Below are 19,935 nucleotides of genomic sequence, written 5' to 3' on the forward strand. Positions count from 1 at the left end.
AATTCGACGAAATCACTTGACCAGCCAACGCTGGGAGCTTACACTTTCGCCAGCAGAACTCGGAATTGCACGGCGAGCCACGGAGGGGAGACGCAGCGCCGGGCAAACGCAGATTACGCAGCTTTTTTATCTTCAGTCTGTGAAATCTGCATAATCTTTGATAACCCTTTTTCGCTCTGGCTTGTCCAGGTTAGGAGTTGCCACATGAAACAATTGATCACGCTAGAAGCGCTGCGCGCCGGGCTGCCCTACGTGCGGCAGTCGCCGCCGGATAACGGCCGTCTTGCCCTCATTGTCTCCCGGCCGGCCGAAGATGAGCGGGTGGTATTGGCAGCGGCCGTTCTAACCCAGGCCAATGGATTGGAAGGTGACACCTGGCTGGAACGTGAAAGCCGCCACTCACCAGACGGCCGCGCCGACCCCGACCGGCAGCTTACCCTGGTCAACATCCGCGCCCTGCAAATTATTTCCCCCGACGAAACGCGCTGGCCGTTGGCCGGCGACCAGCTTTATGTGGACATGGACCTCAGCCCGGAGAATTTGCCGCCGGGGCAGCGGGTGAAAGTGGGCACGGCCGTTCTCGAAATCACCGCCGCTGAACACCGCGGCTGCCTGAAATATGCCCAACGTTTCGGCAATGACGCCCTCAAATTCGTCAACCAGGATGGCTGGCCGCTGCGTCTGCGCGGCATTTATGCCCGCGTTATCCAGGATGGCACTGCGGCCGTTGGCGCTGCCATCAGCAAAATCGAGCCGGCAAACCAACCAGGCAGCTAACCAGCGGAGAATAAACAATGAGCAAATTATGGGGCGGCCGTTTCCAGAAAGCAACGGCCGATTTAGTCCGCCAATACCACGACAGCCTGCCCTTCGACCAGCGGCTGTACGAGCAAGACGTCATCGGCAGCGTGGCCTGGGCGCGGGGGCTGGTGGGCGCGGGCGTGCTAACAATCGCCGAAGCGGAAACGATCATCGCCGGGTTGGAACAGGTGCGGGGCGAATTCGCCGCCGGGAAGTTTGAATTTGCGTCGGGCGATGAGGATGTGCATACGGCCGTTGAACGTCGCCTGACCGAAATTGTCGGCGCGGTTGGCGGCAAACTGCACACCGGCCGCAGCCGCAACGACCAGGTGGCTACCGATTTCCGCTTGTGGGTGATGGGGGCCATCGAACAATTGCAGAACCATCTGAAGGAATTGCAGGCAGCATTGGTGGCAAGCGCCGCCGCCAATCTGCACACCCCCATGCCCGGCTACACCCATTTGCAGCACGCCCAACCCATCACCTGGGGACATTGGGCGCTGTCGCATTTCTGGCCGTTGCAGCGGGACCAGGAACGGTGGGCGCAGGCAAGAGAACGAACGGCCGTTCTCCCCCTCGGTTCCGCCGCCTTGGCCGGGACCGCCTACCCCGTAGACCGGGGGTCGCTGGCCGACGCGATTGGCTTCCCATCCATCAGCCAAAACAGCCTGGACGCCGTCGCCGACCGCGATTTCGCCGCCGACTTTCTCTACGCGGCGGCGATGACCGGCCTGCACCTCAGCCGCCTCTCCGAGCAGCTTATCCTGTTTAGCAGCGCCGAATTTGGCTTCGTGGCGTTGGACGACGCCTACAGCACCGGCTCCAGCATCATGCCGCAGAAGAAGAATCCAGACACATTGGAACTGACGCGGGGCAAAAGCGGCCGTCTCATCGGCAATCTGGTGGGCTTGTTGACGACGCTGAAGGGGCTGCCGTCCACGTATGACAAGGACTTACAGGAGGATAAAGAGCCGGTGTTCGACGCCTTCGACACGCTGGCGCTGGCCCTGCCGGTGATGGCCGGGCTGATCACCACGCTGCAAATTCGGCCAGAGCGCATGGCGGCGCATTTGGAGCCAGGGCTGCTGGCCACCGACCTGGCCGACTATCTGGTGAAAGAGCGGAGGATGCCGTTTCGGCAGGCGCACCACATGGTAGGCGCGGTGGTACAGTTGGCGGAAGAAAAGGGGCTGTTGTTGACGGAACTAAGCGCGGCCGATTTGTTGGCGGTCAGTGAGGAATTGGGGGAAGGGGTTACGGCCGTTTTCGATTTCACCACTTCCCTGGCTTCCCGCAACGCGCCTGGCGGCACGTCTCCGGCAGCGCTGCGAAGCCAACTTCAGGCTGCCCAGAAAAGTCTGGCAGCCATCTAAACCTGGCGCTACCGGGGTACAGCGGCTTCAGCCATCAACTCTTCGATGCTGCTGACCAGTTCGTGCCGGGCTACCGGTTTGGTCAGGTACTTGTTGGCTCCGGCCAGCAGCCCTTCTTGCACTGCTTCCGGGCTGGTTTTGGCGCTCAGAAGAATGATGGGCAGAACGGCCGTAGCCGCATTTTCCCGCAGCGCACGGCACAACGTGATACCATCCATCTGCGGCATCATCACGTCCAAAATCACCAGGTCTGGTAAGTTTTGCTCAATTTTCTCCAGAGCATCCAGGCCATCTTCTGCTTCCGTCACCTCGCAATCTGCCGGAGCCAGCATCAATTGCAGCAGGGTACGGGTCATTGGTTCATCATCAACTACCATTACAGACCAGGTCACTTGTCAACTCCTTCGAATGTCTCAACAAATAAGCGCTTCACAAATATCTTACCAGACAAATTTTAACACTTTTCCAATTGAGAGATAATCCTACCAATAGTCCTAAAATTGCTTGCGGCTAAACCTGTACTGAATTAAAAGGCTTTTTATGGGTCTAGCCAGTAAAAATACCGTTAAATTTTTGGCAAAACACCAGGCAACAAAGCAAACCCACCAAAATCGCACAGATTTTGGCAGCCACTGCTCAAAGATTTTGGCAGCCACTGCTCAAAGATTTTGGCAGCCACTGCTCAAAGATTTTGGCAGCCACCGCTCAAAGGAGAAAGAGACATGGGTTTCCTAAAGAGAATATTCGGCAAATCAGAAGAAAAAACGGCCGTCATCACCATCGTTTCCGGGCTGCCCCGTTCCGGCACTTCCATGATGATGAAAATGATCGCCGCCGGCGGCATCCCCCCACTCACCGACGCCATTCGCGCCGCCGACGAGGACAACCCCAAAGGGTATTTCGAGTTTGAGCGTGTCAAGCAAATGGACAAAGGTGACGTTGCCTGGGTCGCCGATGCCCCCGGCAAAAGTGTCAAGGTCATTGCCGCGCTGCTAAAACACCTGCCGCCCGGTTATGAATATCGGGTCATCTTCGTCCAGCGCAACATGGCTGAAATCCTGGCTTCACAGCGCAAAATGCTCGTCCATCGCGGCGAGGACGCCAGCAAAATGGACGACGCCAAAATGGCCGACCTGTTCGCCAAACATGTGCAGCAGGTAAAAGGCTGGCTGGCCGAACAACCCAATTTCCAGACACTTTATATCCATTACAGCGACGTATTGGCCGATCCGGCGGCAGCGGCCGAACAGATCAATGAATTCCTCGGCGGGAAACTGGACGTGGCGAGCATGGCGACGGCCGTTGACCCAACCTTTATCGCAACCGCCAGCAGTCGGCCTGAATGGTTTTCTCGGCTGCTTATATCGCTGAACAAAAGCAGACGGCCGTTTCAGGGAGAAACGGCCGTCTACCTCCGTCCCCCTCTGCTTCTTTCTTGACAATTCCCCGATTCAGATTAAAATTTACCATATACAAATTTTTATTTTGATACATCTAAATTCATATCTAAGTAATCATCGAGAAATTACATGGTCCAGATTGGACCAATCTCCAAGATTGGTCCAATCTAAAAAACAGGAAGTTATTCTTAGACGATTACTAAGGAGTCTGATATGCCAGATCCTGCTGTTGCTTTATTGATAGGAGTGGCTGTATTGGGGGTAACGGCCGTTATCCTCTGGCCGGATCGCGGCCTCTGGGCGCGCTGGCAGCACAGCCGCCACCTCAACGAGCGCGTGCAAAGCGAAGACGCCCTCAAACACATCTACAAATGCGAAATGGAAGGACGCCGCCCGACCATCGAAAGCATTGCCGGGGCTATTCACGCCAACCTGGACGACACCGCCCACCTGCTGGTCGCCATGCAAAATGGCGCACTGGTCGCCATAGCCGGCGGCGACATTCACCTGACCGCCACCGGGCGCGAAGCGGCGCTGCACATCATCCGCGCCCACCGCCTGTGGGAGCATTACCTGGCGCAAGAAACTGGTTTTGAAGAGGCTGAATGGCACGGCCGTGCCGAACGTCTGGAACATTCCCTCACCATAGAACAGGTAAACGCCCTGGCCGACCAACTGGGCCACCCGCGCTACGACCCCCACGGCGACCCGATTCCCACGGCCACGGGCCAGGTCGTCAGCCACGGTGGGCAGCCGCTTACCAATCTGCCTTTGGGAAAGCCCGGCCGCATTGTCCATCTGGAAGACGAACCGCCCATTGTGTACGCGCAGCTGGTCGCCGAAGGATTGTATCCGGGGATGCCGGTGCGCATCATCGAAGCCGGGCCTGAACGAGTGCGCTTTTGGGCCAACGGCGATGAACACCTATTGGCCCCCATGTTGGCCGCCAACATTTCGGTGGTAGCCGAGCCGTTCGCCGCCAAAATCGAAGACACCGACCCAATCGGCAGCGAAACCCTCAACCGTCTACCTATCGGCCAATCGGCGGAAGTGGTCGGTATTTCCAACAAATGCCGCGGGGCCGAACGGCGGCGTTTTATGGACCTGGGTATTTTGCCCGGCACCCGCATCACGGCCGAAATGCGCAGTCCCAGCGGCGACCCTACCGCCTATATCATCCGCGACGCCCTTATTGCCCTGCGCCATGAGCAAGCTAACCTGATCCGCATCAAAACACCAACGATGAACGAGGGACGATGAACGCTAAAACCAACCCCCAACTCCCAATCTCTGACGCCCAATCGCCAATCCCCCATGCTTCCTCCGCCTGCGCCACATGCCCGGCGCACAATGCCGGCAACCTGCTGAAGCTGGGCGTAGACATGACCGATTGGGATTATGTGGTTGCCCTGGCAGGCAATCCCAATACCGGCAAAAGCACGGTGTTCAACAGCCTCACCGGCTTGCGCCAGCACACCGGCAACTGGCCGGGGAAAACTGTCACCCGCGCCGAAGGTGGCTTTAGTTACGGTGGCAATCGCTTCAAAATGGTGGATTTGCCGGGAACCTACTCTCTGCTTTCCACCAGTCTGGACGAGGAAGTAGCCCGCGATTTTCTGCTGTTTGGCCAACCCGACGTGACCATTATCGTCGTGGATGCCACACGCCTGGAACGCAACCTGAATCTGGCGCTGCAAGTGCTGGAAGTGACCGACCGCGCCGTTGTCTGCCTGAATCTGATGGACGAGGCGCGCCGCCACCACCTGACGGTGGACGACCGGCGGCTGGCGCGCGATTTAGGCGTGCCGGTTGTGCCCACGTCCGCGCGCCAGGGTGAAGGGCTGAAGGAGCTGCTGCAAGCGGTCAGCGATGTGGCGACGGGGCAAACCGTATGCAAACCGCATCGCATTCAAACAGGCTCATCGGCCATCCAATCGGCCCTGACGACGTTGGTGCGGCAGATACAACAGGCATTTCCCAACGTGCCCAATGCCCGCTGGGTGGCGCTGCGGCTGCTGGATGGCGATCCGCGCATCGCCGCGGCTATCCACAGCGGCGAACTGGGCGACCTGAGCCGCCAGTCACCGGAGGCGGCCCAAGACCTGGTCTTGCGGCTGGAAACGGCTTAAGGAGAAAACGACGTGACACAGCTGATACCCTCTCAACCAAACGTGGACGATATTTTGCAGACGGCCGAAGCGCTGCGCTGGCAAATTGGGCGCGATTTTCACGACCGGCTGATGGAAGATATTTATACCGATGCGGCGCGGCTGGCCGACCGGGCCGTAACCCGGCCGGATGAAAAACCGCGCTTCGACCTGGATCGCACGATTGACCGGATTGTGACCAGCCAGGTGTGGGGTTTCCCCATGATGATTTTGCTGTTTACGTTGGTCTTCTGGCTGACCATCACCGGGGCCAACTATCCGTCGCAATTTTTGGCGTCGCTGCTGATTGACACGGCCGTTCCCTGGCTGCATGGTCTGGCAAATGCCGTTGGCGCGCCCTGGTGGTTGGCCGGATTTGTGATTGACGGCATGTATCTGGCAACGGCCTGGGTGGTCAGCGTGATGCTGCCGCCAATGGCGATTTTCTTCCCCCTGTTCACGCTGCTGGAGGATTTTGGTTATTTACCGCGCGTGGCCTTCAACCTGGACAACATCTTCCACAAGTCGGGGGCGCACGGCAAACAGGCGCTGAGCATGATGATGGGCTTCGGCTGCAACGCCGCCGGGGTGGTGGCGACGCGGGTAATAGACAGCCCGCGCGAGCGGCTGATCGCCATTATCACCAACAATTTTGCTTTGTGTAACGGCCGTTGGCCCACCCAAATCCTCATCGCCACTGTGTTCATTGGCGCGATGGCGCCGGCTTACCTGGCCGGGCTGATTTCGGCCCTGGCGGTGGTCAGCATTGCGATGCTGGGCGTGCTGCTCAGTTTTGCCGTTTCCTGGAGCTTGTCGCGCACGGTGCTGCGCGGCGAGGTGTCTACGTTTAGCCTGGAGCTGCCGCCGTATCGGCCGCCCCAGGTGTGGCGCACCATCTACACTTCGTTTATTGACCGCACCATTTACGTGTTGTGGCGGGCAGTGGTCTTCGCCCTGCCGGCCGGCGCGGCCATCTGGCTCATCTCCAACATCACTGTCGGCGGGACCAGCATAGCCGAATATCTGGTCACCTGGCTTCATCCGTTGGGCATCCTCGTCGGCCTGAATGGGGTCATTTTGCTGGCTTATGTAGTGGCAATCCCGGCCAACGAGATTGTCATTCCGACGGTGTTGATGTTGACAGTGCTGGTGACCGGTGGAGAGGGCGGCGCCGGCGCGGGCGTGATGTTTGAAATGAATTCCACGTCTGACTATGTGGCGCTGTTTACGGCAGGCGGCTGGACGTTGTTGACGGCCGTCAACCTGATGCTCTTTTCCCTCATGCACAATCCTTGCTCGACGACCATTTACACCATCTATAAGGAGACAGGCAGCAAAAAATGGACGGCCGTCGCCGCCCTGCTGCCGCTGGCGATGGGCTTCATCGTCACCTTCTTTGTCGCCCAAATCTGGCGGCTGCTCAGTTAAGGCAAAGGCGCTGCCGGGCAGCGCCTTTGCCTCAGGCGACCCAACCCCACAAGAAAAATTGGCCGCTGAAATAGAGATACAACACAAAAGATGGGTAAAAAATCAACCGGTGAACCAGGCCGTTTTTGCCTGCCAACGCCAGCAGCATAAAGAGCGGGAAAAAGGCCAGCACATAACGCGAAAAAGAATACAACGGCTTCACCGCGGAGACGGGCAGCAGCATGAACAGCAGCAGCATAACCGAATAGAGACCATAGGTGACGTTGAGCCGCCGAAAGGCCAAAACTGCGCCAACAACGAGCAGCCCGGCGCAAAAAAAATCAAACCAGAGGGTAAATTCCCCGGCGCGGGCTGTGCCGCCCAAAAACATGGTTTGCAGGGCGCGGAGCAAATCTGTGCCCGGCAAGCCGGTAGTCTGGAACCAGTATTGTTGATATATCTGGTTGATGGGCGGCAAGCCGACCCACCAGCGCCAGAGCAAGAAAACGGCCGTACCTACCCCCGGCAGTCCTACCGCCAAAAGCCCCTTTATTCCTTTCGTCCCTTTGTCCCTTTGTAATAAAAACTCCTTCCCCCCCTGCCGCCACCACTCATACGCCAGCGGAACCAGCAGCACCCAGCCCGTCAGCCGGGTGAGCGACGCCAAAAAACCGAGAATGCCCGCCAGCAGGAAACGGCCGTGTCCCCTTGCCGCCCACACCGAACCCAACGCCAGCAGCACAAACAACGACTCCGAATAAGGCGCCAGCCAATAGAAACCCACCGGGAAAAAAGTCAGATACAACAGCGCCCGCGGCGCAAACTGCACCCCTAATTCTGCTTCCACCACCCGATAAAACAGCAGCAGCAGCCCAACAAACGCCAGGTTGCTGATGAGCAGCGCCGCGACCAGGTTGGCCGTTGGTCCGCCGCCAAACAGCAAGCCAAATCCGCGCATCGCCAATGGATAAAGCGGTGGAAAGACAGAATCCTCTTCGTGGACGTAGCCTTCCTGGGCGATGCGCAGGTAGCGCTGCGCGTCGAAGCGCTGCCAGGGGCCAAGCAGCAGCCCGGCAGCGCCGGAATCGAGGTGAGGTTGGTCGAGATACGGCCGTGCCACATCATCCGGCCCCAGCGGCGCGGGGATGAGCAGCGGCACCACAATCCCCCAAACCGTCAAAAGCACGCGGGCCGCCAGAAACGTGAGGAGGGGAACTTTAACGGCCGGTTTCATTGACTCAGTCAAGTACTTAGGGTTCATATGTTTTTAACCTGGTGAGATTGGACCAATCTCCAAGATTGGTCCAATCTGGAAACTCCAAAGTTAATTGCAAACGAACCCTTAGATCTGAAAATCCAGCCCCAATTCGTTGACGGCGATGGTGATGGTGGTCTGGCTGCCAGACGGCCGTTCCCCACCTTCTCTTAGCAGAAAATCGGCCAATGGTTCGCGCAGGTGTCGGGCGATGATGCGGCGCAACGGCCGTGCGCCAAACTGCGGCTCATCATTTTGCGCCAGCAGCCAAACCTTCGCCTCATCGGTCAGCGTCAGTTGAATGCCCTGGTTTCCCGCCAGTTGCAGCTCTTTTTTCAGCAGCAGGTCCAGAATACGCGCCAACTGCTCGTTGTCCAACTGGTGGAACAAGATAATTTCATCCAGCCGGTTGAGAAATTCGGGACGGAAGAAGCGATTCACGTCGTTTAATACTCGTTCACGCTCCAATTGGCCGATGACCGGGACCTGCATGTGGCCGGACCCCAAATTGCTGGTCATGATCACCACCGTCTCGCCAAAAGTCGCCAGGCGACCCTGGCTGTCAGTCAGGCGGCCCTCTTCCAGCACTTGCAGCAGCACATCGAAGACGCGCTGATGGGCCTTCTCCACCTCATCGAACAAGACGACGGTATACGGCCGTTCCCGCACAAAATTGGTCAACTGCCCGCCCGCCTCGTGGCCCACATAACCCGGCGGCGAGCCGATCAGCCGGTTGACGCTGGCTTCTTCCTGGTACTCACTCATGTCCAGCACCAACATCGCCTGCTCTGTGCCAAACATAAATTCGGCCAACGCCTTGGCCAGCTCTGTCTTGCCCACGCCGCTGGGACCGAGAAAAAGGAAAGAGCCAATCGGCCGTTTGGGGTCGCGCAGTCCCACGCGGGCCGTTTTGACGGCGCGGCTGATGGCTAAAATCGCCTCCTCCTGGCCGATGATGCGCTGATGCAGATGGTCCACCATGTTGGCGTATTTGCCGCGCTCATCGGCGCTCAGTTTGGCGATGGGGATTTTGGTCATCTGGCTGGCGGCGACCATCACATCGTCAGGACTGAGACGGCCGTCGGCTTCTACCTGGGGCAGATTGGCAATGTGCTCCTGCTTGACCATGCGCACCAGGGCGCAGGCGCGGTCGGCCAACTGCACGGCGGCGGCCGGCAGGGCGATGGTTTTGATGTATTGGCCGGCCAGGGTAACGGCCGTTTCCAGGCTCTCCCGCGTCACTTCAATCTCATACTCCTGCTCTAAACGCTGTTGGTGGAACAACAGCATGGCCGTCGCTTCCGCTTTGGTGGCGGCAGGCACGTCCAGCCGCTGGGTGTTTTGGCGGATGATGGGGTCGCTGTTGAGCCGGTCATACACCCCCGGCGTGGCCGTGCCGATGATGACATGCTCGCCGCCTAACATCGCCTTGTGCAGTTCGCGGGTCACGTTTTCCGGCAGGCGCGCCCGCAGCCGGTCGGCAAAAAAGCGTTCGATTTCCGGGACCAGCAAAATGCCGCCGCTGCTGCGCCGCAGGGCCACGCGCATCGTCGCCAGAGGATTCTCTAACAAAGCCGGTTCGTTGATTTCCACCACCGAGCGCAAACCGGTCGGGCCTTTGCCTTCGGCCAGCAGCTGCGCCAGACTGTAGACCAGGGTCCGCTTGCCCGCGCCCTCTGGCCCAACCAGGATGACGTGGCGCCGCCGCGTCAAAGCCAGCAGGCTGATGAGTTCATTCAGCAGCGCCTCCCGCTGGTAGACGGCTTGCGCCTGCCCCCGTTGGGCGTCGTCTACATAATCAAAAATAATGGGCATACCATCGGCGCTGCTTTCGGCCAGCAGTTCGATCACCGCTTCCGTGGTGATACCGATGCGCTGCAAAACAGCATACGTGGTCACATTTTTTTGCGCCATCGCTGCCAGAGCGTGGCCGCTGTTGACCTTGAGTTCTTCGCGTGATTGGGCCAGGGTCAGCCCTTCATCCAGGATAATGAGGGTTTCATCGGCCAGCGGCGTGTCTTTGCCAAAGTCGTCGGTATAGTTAAATTTGGCGTCGCGCCCTTTGCTGAGGTGGGTCACTTGTTCCACGCGCCGCACCAGATCGTCCCAATCGAAGCCGCGCTCTTTTTGCAGGCGGCGCAAAATCTGATGGGCAACGGCCGTATTATCGTCCAAAAACACCCGCAGCAACAGCTGCGGCGTGAGCAGGGTAAGCTGATAGTCGCGCAGTTTGGTAACGGCCGTCGTCATCAGCCGGGACAATTCGGGGGAAGGGATGTTGGGGTTTAGGTTGTTCATAACAATGGTCAATTGTCAATTGTTAATTATCAATTGTCAACGGTTGGCAATTGGCTATTGGCTATTGACAATTGACAATTCTCCAGGGTCAGGAATTGGTAGCGGTAGGGGTTTTTATCATCCGCCAGGTGGGCTTCGTCGCTGGTGACGCGCCAGGCGGTGGCGTCGTAGGGTGGGAAGGCGGCGTCGCCGTCGAATTCGGCGTGGATGATGGTGAGGTAGAGGCGGTCAGCCAGCGGCAGGAATTGCTCGTAAGTGTTCGCCCCGCCGATGACCATCACTTCTGGCGCATCGCCGGCGGCGGCTAACGCCTCGTCAATGGTGTGAACAACGATGCAGCCCGGCGCAGCATAATCCAGACTGTGGGTGAGGATGATGTTGGTACGGCCGTGCAGTGGTTTGTATTTTGGCTGGATGGAGTCATAGGTCTTGCGCCCCACAATGACCGGTTTACCCATTGTCAGGGCGACAAAATGCTGCATATCGGCCGGCAAACGCCAGGGGAGACGGCCGTTCTGCCCAATCATGCGGTTTTTATCCATAGCGGCGATTAGTGAGATGATCATAGGAGCGAGAGCTACACAGCAATGGGCGCTTTGATGGCCGGGTGGCTTTGGTAGTTGTGCAAGGTGAAATCTTCGTAGTGGAAGGCGAAGATGGAGCCAACGCCAGGATTCAGCGCCAGATGCGGCAGTGGATAAGGCTGGCGCGAAAGCTGCAAACGCGCCTGATCCAGGTGGTTGAGGTAGAGGTGGGCGTCGCCAAATGTGTGGATAAATTCGCCGGGCTGATAGCCGCAAACCTGGGCCACCATCAACGTCAGCAGCGCGTAAGAAGCGATGTTGAAGGGCACACCCAAAAACACATCGGCGCTGCGTTGGTAAAGCTGGCAAGAGAGACGGCCGTTGGCCACATAAAATTGAAACAATGTATGGCAGGGCGGCAGGGCCATCTGGTCCACGCCCGCCGGGTTCCAGGCGCTAACGATGTGGCGGCGCGAATCCGGGCTGCTTTGCAAGCGGGTGATGAGCTGGGCTATCTGGTCTATGGTACGGCCGTCGCACGCCGGCCAACTGCGCCACTGGTAGCCATACACCGGACCCAGGTCGCCATGCTCGTCGGCCCACTCATCCCAAATGGTCACGCCATGATCTTGCAGATACTTCACGTTGGTATCACCTTGCAAAAACCACAGCAGCTCATAGATGATGGAGCGCAGGTGGAGCTTTTTGGTCGTCACGGCCGGGAAACCGGCGGCTAAATCAAAGCGCATCTGATAGCCAAAGACACTCAGCGTGCCCGTGCCGGTGCGGTCTTCTTTGCGAACGCCGTTGTCGAGAATATGCTGCATCAAATTCAGGTATTGTTTCATCGGTGAAAAAGTATATCACAACCCCCATCTAGCAGCCTGTGGGAAAAAGATTTTTGGACGCAGATTTCGCAGACAAACGCTCTTTTTTGCTGGTTTTTGCAATGGTCTAAGGTTAGTCAAATGGCGGGAAAAAGATTCTTCCTCGAAGACTCGCCAGAATGACAACGCACCCAAATGAAATGTCGGAAACGGCCGTTTCTGTCATAATACTGCTATGTACAAACAAACCCATTTCCTACTGCCCACCATCGGCAGCGCCGGCGATGTGCATCCGGTGATTAGCCTGGGGCGTGGGCTGCAAGCACGCGGCCACCAGGTCACCATCACCACCAGCGCCTACTTTGAACCCCTGATCCGCCAAATGGGCCTGGAGTTTATCCCATTGGGCACGGCCGAAGCCTACCAGCAAGCTGCAGCGAACCCACTCCTATGGCATCCCACCAAAGCGTTTGAATTCACTGCCCTCCAGTTTCTCCTCCCGGCCACTCGCACCTTATACGCCATTTTGCAGGCAATGGATCCCCGGAAGACGGTGGTGATTGCGCCGTCGCTGGCCTTTGGCGCGCGGTTGGCCCAAGAGAAATTGGGCATCCCGATGATTTCCGCCCATTTGCAAGCGGCCGTTTTGCGCAGCGTTCATCAAGCGCCGGTCAATGGCCCTGTCATTCTGCCAGATTGGCTGCCCCCATCGCTAAAAAGCCTCTGGTTCCGCCTGATGGATGGGGGCGTGGTAGACCCGGTTGTGCTGCCAGAACTCAATCGGTTCCGCACCGAATTGGGCCTGCCGCCCATCCGCCGCGTCTTCCACCAATGGATGCACTCCACGCAGTTGGTGTTGGGGCTTTTCCCCGATTGGTACGCGCCGCCGCAGCCCGATTGGCCGCCACATACCCAATTAACCGGCTTTATCCACTTTGAGCGGGAGACGGAACGGCCGTTCCCCCCGGCCATCCATGATTTCTTAGAAAACGGCAGCCCACCCATCCTCTTTACGCCCGGCTCGGCCATGCAGCACGGGGCGCGGTTCTTTCAGGCGGCTCTGGAAGCGTGTCAATTATTGGGGCGGCGCGGCCTGTTCGTCTCCAGCCACGCCGAACAGATGCCAACCAATCTGCCCGATACCATCTGCTGTGCGCCCTACTTGCCCTTTAGCCAGGTGTTACCACGTACAGCCGCGCTGGTGTTTCATGGCGGTGTCGGCACGATGGCCCAGGGGTTGGCCGCCGGGATTCCGCTGCTGGTGATGCCCATGAGCCACGACCAGCCAGACAACGCTGCGCGCCTGAAGCGGTTGGGCGTAGGCGAGTATTTATGGCCGCAGAAGTTTACCGGCACGGCCGTTGCCCGCAAATTAGACCACCTGCTGAACGATACGGCCGTGGCCGCCAACAGCCGCCGCTGCGCCGCACGCATCAACTTCAACCAGGCGCTGCACGACAGCTGCGCCGCCATTGAGCAGTTTGCCAACAACACCTGCCGCTAGACCAACAGATCTCCGCCAGTCCCCTGCGTGAATTTTGCGTACATTTTGCCACCGGTGGCTTGATTCGCATCCCCCCGATAGCCGATACTTACAACATCGTGTAAAGCACTGTAGTTTGTCAAACACATACTTATGATCGGCGACGATTTTGTTCGTCGCGCCCGGTTTTTGTGCCAACAATCGCCAAACAGCCGACAATACCCAAAGGAGGGGTAACGATGTTCAATCCATCTGTGTGGGATAACCGCTGGCAAGGGGTAGACGATACCCTGGCCGAGATGCAGAGCGATTACAGCCAATTGTCTACGCCCACGTTTCAAGCGTTGACAGCTTGCCTGCACGCATTTGCCAAAGACCAGTTTTATTTTTTCCTGGAGGGTTTTCAGAACGGCCGTTTGCTGCCATCACCGGAACATCCGGCCGAGAATGTGCTGCGGGCCACGCTGGACCAGGCCAGTTTTGACATGACGGCCGTGCAGTTGGCTGTAGACCAACGGCAAGATGGCTCGGTCGCTATGCAAAACGCCCTCGCCAAAGCCGACGCCCTGGCCCAAGACGCTCTGAGTCTGGCGACACGCGCCCGGCTCATCAAACCGGCCGCCACAGCCACCTACTTCACCAAATCCACCCACATCCGCGTCATTCCCTATGCGCCGCTGGCCCTGGTGGGGCTGCCTTTCACCTGCGTCACCACCGCCCATGATTTTTTGGCGATTCCGCACGAAGTGGGGCATTACGTCTACCGCCACGCGCCTGGCCTGGCGGCGACGCTGGACGCTTTGCTGCTGCCAGCGCTGCCGATCTGGGCGGAGGGCTGGCTGGAAGAGATTTTCGCCGACGTGTATGGCGCATTAGTGGCCGGGCCGGTCATTGGCCTCGATTTTCAGGATTTGCTGCTGGATAACCCCATCTCGCATTTAACACAAGATGATGGTGAACACCCGGCGGACGCGATACGGCCGTTTATCTACACCCGCCTGCTGCAAGAGATGGGCTGCAAAAAAGCGGCCGTCGCCCTGGATGCGCGCTGGCAGCAAGCCCTGTCCACACGCGGTAAACCGCGCGTCCTCAGCCTGTCTGGTGGTTTGGCCGAGGTATCGGTGCAAACGGCCAGAGAGGTGGTGGAAGAAACGGCCGTGTCCATACTGCAATACCTCACCACCCAACGCGGCGTCAAAGCGACGGCCGTTTGGTCACAAGACCTGCCGAATGCAAAAGCAGACCCGGAGACGCTGTACACCGCCTTTGAACTGTGGCTGAAAAGCAGCCCCAACACGCAGGTTAACCAGCTCAAGCTCGAAAGCGATCAGGTTGTGGTTTATACGGGGGATGAGATAACCGACAATCGGCGGCGATTGGGCGAAACGCAGACCTGGCGCGACTGGTTCAAGACACAAAGCCGGGCTAATCCGCACAATGCCCTGCCAACGGCCGTGTGGACCGAACTTTTCGCCGCCGGCGGCTGGCCGATGAAAGGACCAGAAGGCGGCGGCGGCAGCGGCGGCTGATGAATGGGAAGTGTCCAATGTTCAGTATTCAGTATTCAGTGACCGGTGTTCAGTAACTGGACACCGAACACTGAATACTGAATACCGCCTGCCCTACTCCCCACTCGACGCCTCATCCAGCGAATCCAAAGCCATTTGCATCTTTCCCACCCAAACGGTGTCTTGCACCGCAGTTGCCAACGCGACCGATTCCATTAACAGGGGACGAACCTCGACGGTTCGTCCCAATTTGTGATGAAGTCGGGCTATATTGCCTACCGTCCAGGCGACTCGCCGCTTATCGCCCAATTCAGTAAAAATGGACGCACATTGTTCCGCGTTCACCAGCGCTTCCTCATAACGCGCTGCATCGCGATAAATAAGCATCTTCAGATAAAGCACCAACCCCACAGAATGTTTATCGCCCATGCGCTGCAAAGGTTCATAACTTTTTCCCAGCCAATACAACGCCTCGTCATACTTACCCTGTACACGCGCCGCGCCGCCTCGCGCATACCAGGCCAGGGCCAATTCACCCACGTCGTCCACCTCTTCGGCCAGCTGCAGGGCGCGGTCCGCAAAGGCCACAGCCTTATCGGCCAGACCATCAAGACCAATATAAGTCCAGGTTAGATGATGCAGCGTGCGCACCATAGCCAGTTTGTCGCCGGCTGCTTCTTGCAGGGCCAACGCCTGCAAAGCCAACGCTTCAGCCTCATCCTTTTGGTTATAAGATTCAGCCAGCCGGGATTGGCGAAACAACACAGCGGCAACGCCCGCCTGGTCACCCAACTGCTCGCGGATGTGCAGGCTTTCGACCAGCAAGGCCGACACATCCTCATACAATTCGCCCTGGGTGATGGCGATGCGCGCCAGGTCGTACAGGCAATCGGCAATGCCGGCCGGATTGTTGATCTGCCGGAACAAGGCCAAACTGCGTTGAAACAGATCGGCGGCAACTTGTAGATCGGCTTGCTCCAGGGCAGCCCGTCCCCAGCGGTAAAGGGCACGCGCCTCCTGATAACTATCGTTCACCGCTTGCGCGGCCCTGACGCCCCACTCGTTCGCCTGCCGCGCCAACTCAAAGCGCCCGCGGGCAAACCAGGCCGCGTGCAGCATCTGGGCAAATTCAAACACCTGTTCCCATGATTGACGCCGATAGGCGATATCCAGAGCCGCATCCAGATTGTCCCATTCCAGCGTCAGCAGGCGGTAGTCTGCGTGGTGGCGGCGGGAAAATTGGCGGAAATAGTCTACCATGCGGCCGATAGGCTGGTCATCGTTGGGGCCTATTTTGTCGCGGGCGAAGTCGGCCAGCAAGGCGTGCTGGCGGTAGTGGCGTTCCGAGTGTTCATTGAGCAGGGAGAGCGAGACCAGCCGATCTAGACGGTCTTGCGCCAGATACGGGTCTAAATCGGCGATGTAGGCGATGGCTTCGGCGGTGAAACCACGGCCGTTAAATACCCCCAACAACGCAAACACCCGTTGATGTTCACCATCGAGCGCCTGCCAGCTAATGTTGAAGGAAGACAATACGGCCGTATCCCCCACCGTAAGCAGCCTCAGCCGCTCCACCTCGTTGGACAGGCGGCGGGCAAAATCGGTCAGGCGGCGGCGCGGGCGGGCGGCCAGATAGCGCCCGGCAATGGACAGGGCCAACGGCAGGTGTTGTAAGCCGTGGACAATCTCTTCGGCGGCGGCGCTTTCGGCCTGAACACGCGCCTGGCCGATGATGCTGGCTAACAAGGAACGGCCGTTCTCAGGCGTCAGCACATCCAGATTCACGCCGACCGCGCCCAGGGCGTCGGCGATGTCGGCGCTGCGGGTGGTAAAAAGGATGGCGCTGCGGCCATCTTCGGGCAGCAGCGGCTTCACACGAGCGGCCACCGTCACATCATCCAACACAATGAGCAGATGCTTGTCGGCTAACAAACGGCGCACGGCAGCCAATCTTTCAGACACGGTGGGCAGGCTGTTGAAGTCGTAGCCAAAGGCGGCGGCCCAGCGGGCGGCGATGGTTGTTGGTTCGCTGGCGGCGTCGGCCCACAACACGCCATCGGCAAACCGGGCGCGCAGACGATGGGCCAGATGAATCGCCAACGACGATTTGCCAACCCCACCCATGCCCACCAAACCGATTATGGGCCGGGCAGCGGAATCGGCCAGACGAGCGGCCAGGTCGTCCAGTTCGGCCTCGCGGCCCAGGAAGTGGGGAATGAGATCGGGTGGTTGGAACGGCAGGGCCGTGGGTGTGGCGGCGGTGGGTGGGGGGAACGGCCGTTTATCGGCCAACACCTGCCCCGTCTCCATCTGGCGGATTTGGGCAGCCAACGTTTGCGTTTGTTCTGCTGGCTCAATGCCCAATTCGTCGGCCAACACCTGGCGACAAATCTCATACTGCCGCAGCGCGGCCGTGCGCTGGCCGTCTAGCAGCAGCAAGCGCATCAACTGTTGGTGGGCCTCTTCGCGCCAGGAATCAATCACCAACACCTGCTGCGCATACTCAATTCCGGCGGAATGATCTTGCTGTTCCAGGCAAATATCTGTCAGCCGGGTCAACGCCTGAATCGCCAACTGGCGATACCGTTCGCGGCAGGCCAACACCCATTCCTCAAAATCTGGGGCGTCAGACACCATAAATCCGGCCATAAATTCGCCCCGGTACAGGTTGACAGCTTCACGCAGGTAAGCGCGTTCAGAGGCGCTGTCGGCCGTTTGCGCCAGGTTCAAAAAGTGGGTGAAGGCTTCGGTATCTAACCAATAGGGGCTTTCACGAAGGAATGCGGCCGTTAACCGGGTAATGTCCAGGTGGTCGTCCAGGTATGGGCGCATCTTGGTGAACTCGACTCGTAAACTGCGCCGGGCATCCTCCTCCGGTCTTTCGCCCCACAACAGGCCAACCAGCGTGGTTCGCTGTTGGGTATGGCCCGTTTCCGCCAGGTAACAGAGCAAAGCCTGCGCTTTCGTCGAGAAGTTCAGCGTGATGTCCTGTTGGCTTGCTCGCCCGATTTGCAGATTGCCCAACAGCCTAAGTTGAAGTTCGGTCATCGTAATTGACAATTATACCAACGCCCCTGGCTGCGAGAAAAGTTAAAAGCGCGGCAAACAATTAGCGATAGATTAACGATGGCCTGTTAAGGTATGCCCAATGGTGATGGCAAGGCAGCACATTATCCCAAACTTCAATTATCGAGGTTAAATATGCAGTTAAATACAGATTACCAAGTCCATATGCTCCGCATCTGGCGTGATTTACAGAGTGACAACAGCCAGGTCAACGTCCGGCTGAGTTTGGAAAACACAAAAACGGCCGTGCGCGTCGGATTTGCCGATTGGGATGCCTTCGTGGCCTATCTGCGGGAGCAGATTGATGGACCGGTGAAGTTAACCTAGCAGCCGTAAGCGGGAACCCGTTTTCGCTAATCCGCAGGGTGCTATCTCTGGAAAATGTCATCGGATAACGGAATGCGGACCTCGGCCCACGGATACTAGCTCCATTCTTTTTAGAACCAGCATCTTTGTGACGCCCATTTGCGACACGGGGAGTTCTACGGAACGGCCGTTAAGTTATGCCAGTACTTAACGGCCGTTCCTATTTTAAACGTCGCCCCACCTACAGCAGCTCAATAACCGTCGCTTCCCCCTGCCCAACACCTACACACAAGGTCGCCAGACCAAAGCGCATCGTCGCGCCTTCGTTCGCCCGGCGGCCCATTTCATGCAGCAGCGTCGTCAGGATGCGCGCTCCGGAGCAGCCCAACGGGTGGCCCAGAGCAATCGCCCCGCCGTTCACGTTGACGATGGCCGGGTCCAGACCCAATTCGCGCATCACCGCCAGCGACTGCACGGCAAACGCTTCGTTCAACTCCACCAGGTTCACATCGGCCAAGGTCAGGTTGGCCCGGCGCAGCGCCTTATGCGTGGCCGCCACCGGCCCCAGACCCATCACGCGGGGGTCTAACCCGGCCGCCGCCGAAGCCACCCAGCGCGCCAGCGGCTTCAGGCCCAACTCGTCCGCCTTCTGGCGCGACATCAGCAGCAGGGCGGATGCGCCATCATTCAGGCCGCTGGCGTTACCGGCCGTCACTGTGCCCCCTTTGCGAAAGGCAGGGCGCAGTTGGGCCAGCATTTCCAGGGTGGTATCCAGTTCGTAGCCATCGGCGGCGCGGCGGATGCGTGGATGTTCATCAGTGTCTACCAGCAGGGGGTCGCCCTTGCGCTGCGGCAGGGGCACAGGCAGGATTTCGGCGCGGAAACGGCCGTTGTTGATCGCCTCGCACGCCCGACGCTGGCTCTCGTAGGCGAAGGCGTCTTGCTCGGCCCGGCTGATCTCGCCGCCGGCGATCTGCCCATCGCGGCTCATCTCGTAGATATTTTCGGCCGTTTCGCCCATCGCTTCCAGCGGGAACAGCTCGGCCATTTGGGGATTGGGGTAGCGCCAACCCAGCGTGGTGTCGTAGCCGGTGATATTGCCCGGCGGCCCCCAGGCGCGCGCATTTTTAGGGAAAGAGTACGGTGCGCGGCTCATAGATTCCACGCCGCCGGCGATAAAGACGTCGCCTTCGCCGGCCATGATGGCCCGCGCCGCCTGATTGACGGCGTTCAGGCCGCTGGCGCACAGCCGGTTAAAGGTGACGGCGGCCACCTGCTGCGGCAGCCCGGCCAACAGCGCCGCCATTCGCGCCACATCGCGGTTATCCTCACCAGCCTGGTTGGCGCAGCCCAGGTATACCTCTTCAATAATGTGCGGATCAATGCCGGCCTGGTCTACAACCGCCCTCACGACCAGGGCGGCCAGGTCATCAGGGCGCACATCGGCCAATGCGCCGCCGTGCCGCCCGATGGGGGTGCGTACTGCGTTGATAATGGCAACTTCGTTCATGGGAAATCCTTTGGGAGTTGGTTTTTGAGA

Annotated in this window: 16 protein-coding genes; 9 read left to right on the forward strand and 7 right to left on the reverse strand. The window is 58.8% G+C overall.

The annotated features are described in order from the left end of the window. Positions 1 to 204: 204 nt before the first annotated feature. Together IPM39_24195 and argH are read left to right on the forward strand one after the other, a co-directional pair. Positions 205 to 777: an MOSC domain-containing protein gene (locus IPM39_24195; protein MBK8989127.1), complete on the forward strand. Its 573-nt coding sequence runs from the start codon at positions 205 to 207 to the stop codon at positions 775 to 777. A 17-nt stretch (positions 778 to 794) separates the two neighbouring features. Continuing rightward, a complete protein-coding gene (gene argH / locus IPM39_24200; GenBank protein ID MBK8989128.1) occupies positions 795 to 2,174 on the forward strand; it encodes an argininosuccinate lyase in 1,380 nt (459 codons plus the stop codon). A gap of 8 nt (positions 2,175 to 2,182) precedes the next feature. Here argH and IPM39_24205 read toward each other — a convergent pair whose 3' ends face one another. Continuing rightward, positions 2,183 to 2,566, reverse strand: a complete 384-nt coding sequence (locus tag IPM39_24205) for a response regulator (protein ID MBK8989129.1) — start codon at positions 2,564 to 2,566, stop codon at positions 2,183 to 2,185. Positions 2,567 to 2,896: 330 nt separating this feature from the next. Here IPM39_24205 and IPM39_24210 point away from each other — a divergent pair, with 330 nt between their 5' ends. The 4 genes from IPM39_24210 to IPM39_24225 all read left to right on the forward strand — a co-directional run bounded on the left by IPM39_24210 (position 2,897) and on the right by IPM39_24225 (position 7,149). Beyond that, positions 2,897 to 3,613 carry a sulfotransferase gene (locus IPM39_24210; protein ID MBK8989130.1) on the forward strand — a complete coding sequence of 239 codons (717 nt, stop codon included), beginning with the start codon at positions 2,897 to 2,899 and terminating at the stop codon, positions 3,611 to 3,613. A 174-nt stretch (positions 3,614 to 3,787) separates the two neighbouring features. Next, positions 3,788 to 4,834, forward strand: coding sequence for a FeoA domain-containing protein (locus tag IPM39_24215; protein ID MBK8989131.1), 1,047 nt, complete (start codon positions 3,788 to 3,790; stop codon positions 4,832 to 4,834). Next, positions 4,831 to 5,703 (forward strand): 50S ribosome-binding GTPase, encoded by an 873-nt coding sequence (locus tag IPM39_24220; GenBank protein ID MBK8989132.1) that lies wholly within the window; start codon positions 4,831 to 4,833, stop codon positions 5,701 to 5,703. Before IPM39_24215 ends, IPM39_24220 begins: the two co-directional genes overlap by 4 nt. 111 nt (positions 5,704 to 5,814) lie before the next feature. Then, the gene (locus IPM39_24225) at positions 5,815 to 7,149 is read left to right on the forward strand and encodes a ferrous iron transporter B (GenBank protein ID MBK8989133.1); all 1,335 of its coding nucleotides are present in this window, start codon (positions 5,815 to 5,817) and stop codon (positions 7,147 to 7,149) included. A 31-nt stretch (positions 7,150 to 7,180) separates the two neighbouring features. Here the strand turns inward: IPM39_24225 and IPM39_24230 are convergent, their stop codons facing one another. The 4 genes from IPM39_24230 to IPM39_24245 all read right to left on the reverse strand — a co-directional run bounded on the left by IPM39_24230 (position 7,181) and on the right by IPM39_24245 (position 12,053). Continuing rightward, positions 7,181 to 8,389, reverse strand: a complete 1,209-nt coding sequence (locus IPM39_24230; GenBank protein MBK8989134.1) for a hypothetical protein — start codon at positions 8,387 to 8,389, stop codon at positions 7,181 to 7,183. An 81-nt stretch (positions 8,390 to 8,470) separates the two neighbouring features. Next, a complete protein-coding gene (locus IPM39_24235; GenBank protein ID MBK8989135.1) occupies positions 8,471 to 10,681 on the reverse strand; it encodes an ATP-dependent Clp protease ATP-binding subunit in 2,211 nt (736 codons plus the stop codon). A 29-nt stretch (positions 10,682 to 10,710) separates the two neighbouring features. Continuing rightward, a complete protein-coding gene (locus IPM39_24240) occupies positions 10,711 to 11,247 on the reverse strand; it encodes a dihydrofolate reductase (GenBank protein MBK8989136.1) in 537 nt (178 codons plus the stop codon). Between the two features lie 11 nt (positions 11,248 to 11,258). Next, positions 11,259 to 12,053, reverse strand: a complete 795-nt coding sequence (locus IPM39_24245) for a thymidylate synthase (GenBank protein ID MBK8989137.1) — start codon at positions 12,051 to 12,053, stop codon at positions 11,259 to 11,261. Positions 12,054 to 12,267: 214 nt separating this feature from the next. On the opposite strand from IPM39_24245, the gene IPM39_24250 reads away from it, so the two are divergent. Together IPM39_24250 and IPM39_24255 are read left to right on the forward strand one after the other, a co-directional pair. Further along, positions 12,268 to 13,536, forward strand: coding sequence for a glycosyltransferase (locus IPM39_24250; GenBank protein ID MBK8989138.1), 1,269 nt, complete (start codon positions 12,268 to 12,270; stop codon positions 13,534 to 13,536). Positions 13,537 to 13,754: 218 nt separating this feature from the next. Beyond that, a complete protein-coding gene (locus tag IPM39_24255) occupies positions 13,755 to 15,044 on the forward strand; it encodes a hypothetical protein (GenBank protein ID MBK8989139.1) in 1,290 nt (429 codons plus the stop codon). A gap of 93 nt (positions 15,045 to 15,137) precedes the next feature. On the opposite strand, the gene IPM39_24260 is transcribed toward IPM39_24255, so the two are convergent. Then, positions 15,138 to 18,071 carry a tetratricopeptide repeat protein gene (locus IPM39_24260; GenBank protein ID MBK8989140.1) on the reverse strand — a complete coding sequence of 978 codons (2,934 nt, stop codon included), beginning with the start codon at positions 18,069 to 18,071 and terminating at the stop codon, positions 15,138 to 15,140. A 153-nt stretch (positions 18,072 to 18,224) separates the two neighbouring features. On the opposite strand from IPM39_24260, the gene IPM39_24265 reads away from it, so the two are divergent. After that, the gene (locus IPM39_24265; protein ID MBK8989141.1) at positions 18,225 to 18,416 is read left to right on the forward strand and encodes a hypothetical protein; all 192 of its coding nucleotides are present in this window, start codon (positions 18,225 to 18,227) and stop codon (positions 18,414 to 18,416) included. Between the two features lie 220 nt (positions 18,417 to 18,636). On the opposite strand, the gene IPM39_24270 is transcribed toward IPM39_24265, so the two are convergent. Beyond that, a complete protein-coding gene (locus tag IPM39_24270; protein MBK8989142.1) occupies positions 18,637 to 19,905 on the reverse strand; it encodes a thiolase family protein in 1,269 nt (422 codons plus the stop codon). Positions 19,906 to 19,935: the final 30 nt, after the last annotated feature.

Origin of the sequence: Candidatus Leptovillus gracilis (assembly GCA_016716065.1) — a bacterium.
Classification (GTDB): domain Bacteria; phylum Chloroflexota; class Anaerolineae; order Promineifilales; family Promineifilaceae; genus Leptovillus; species Leptovillus gracilis.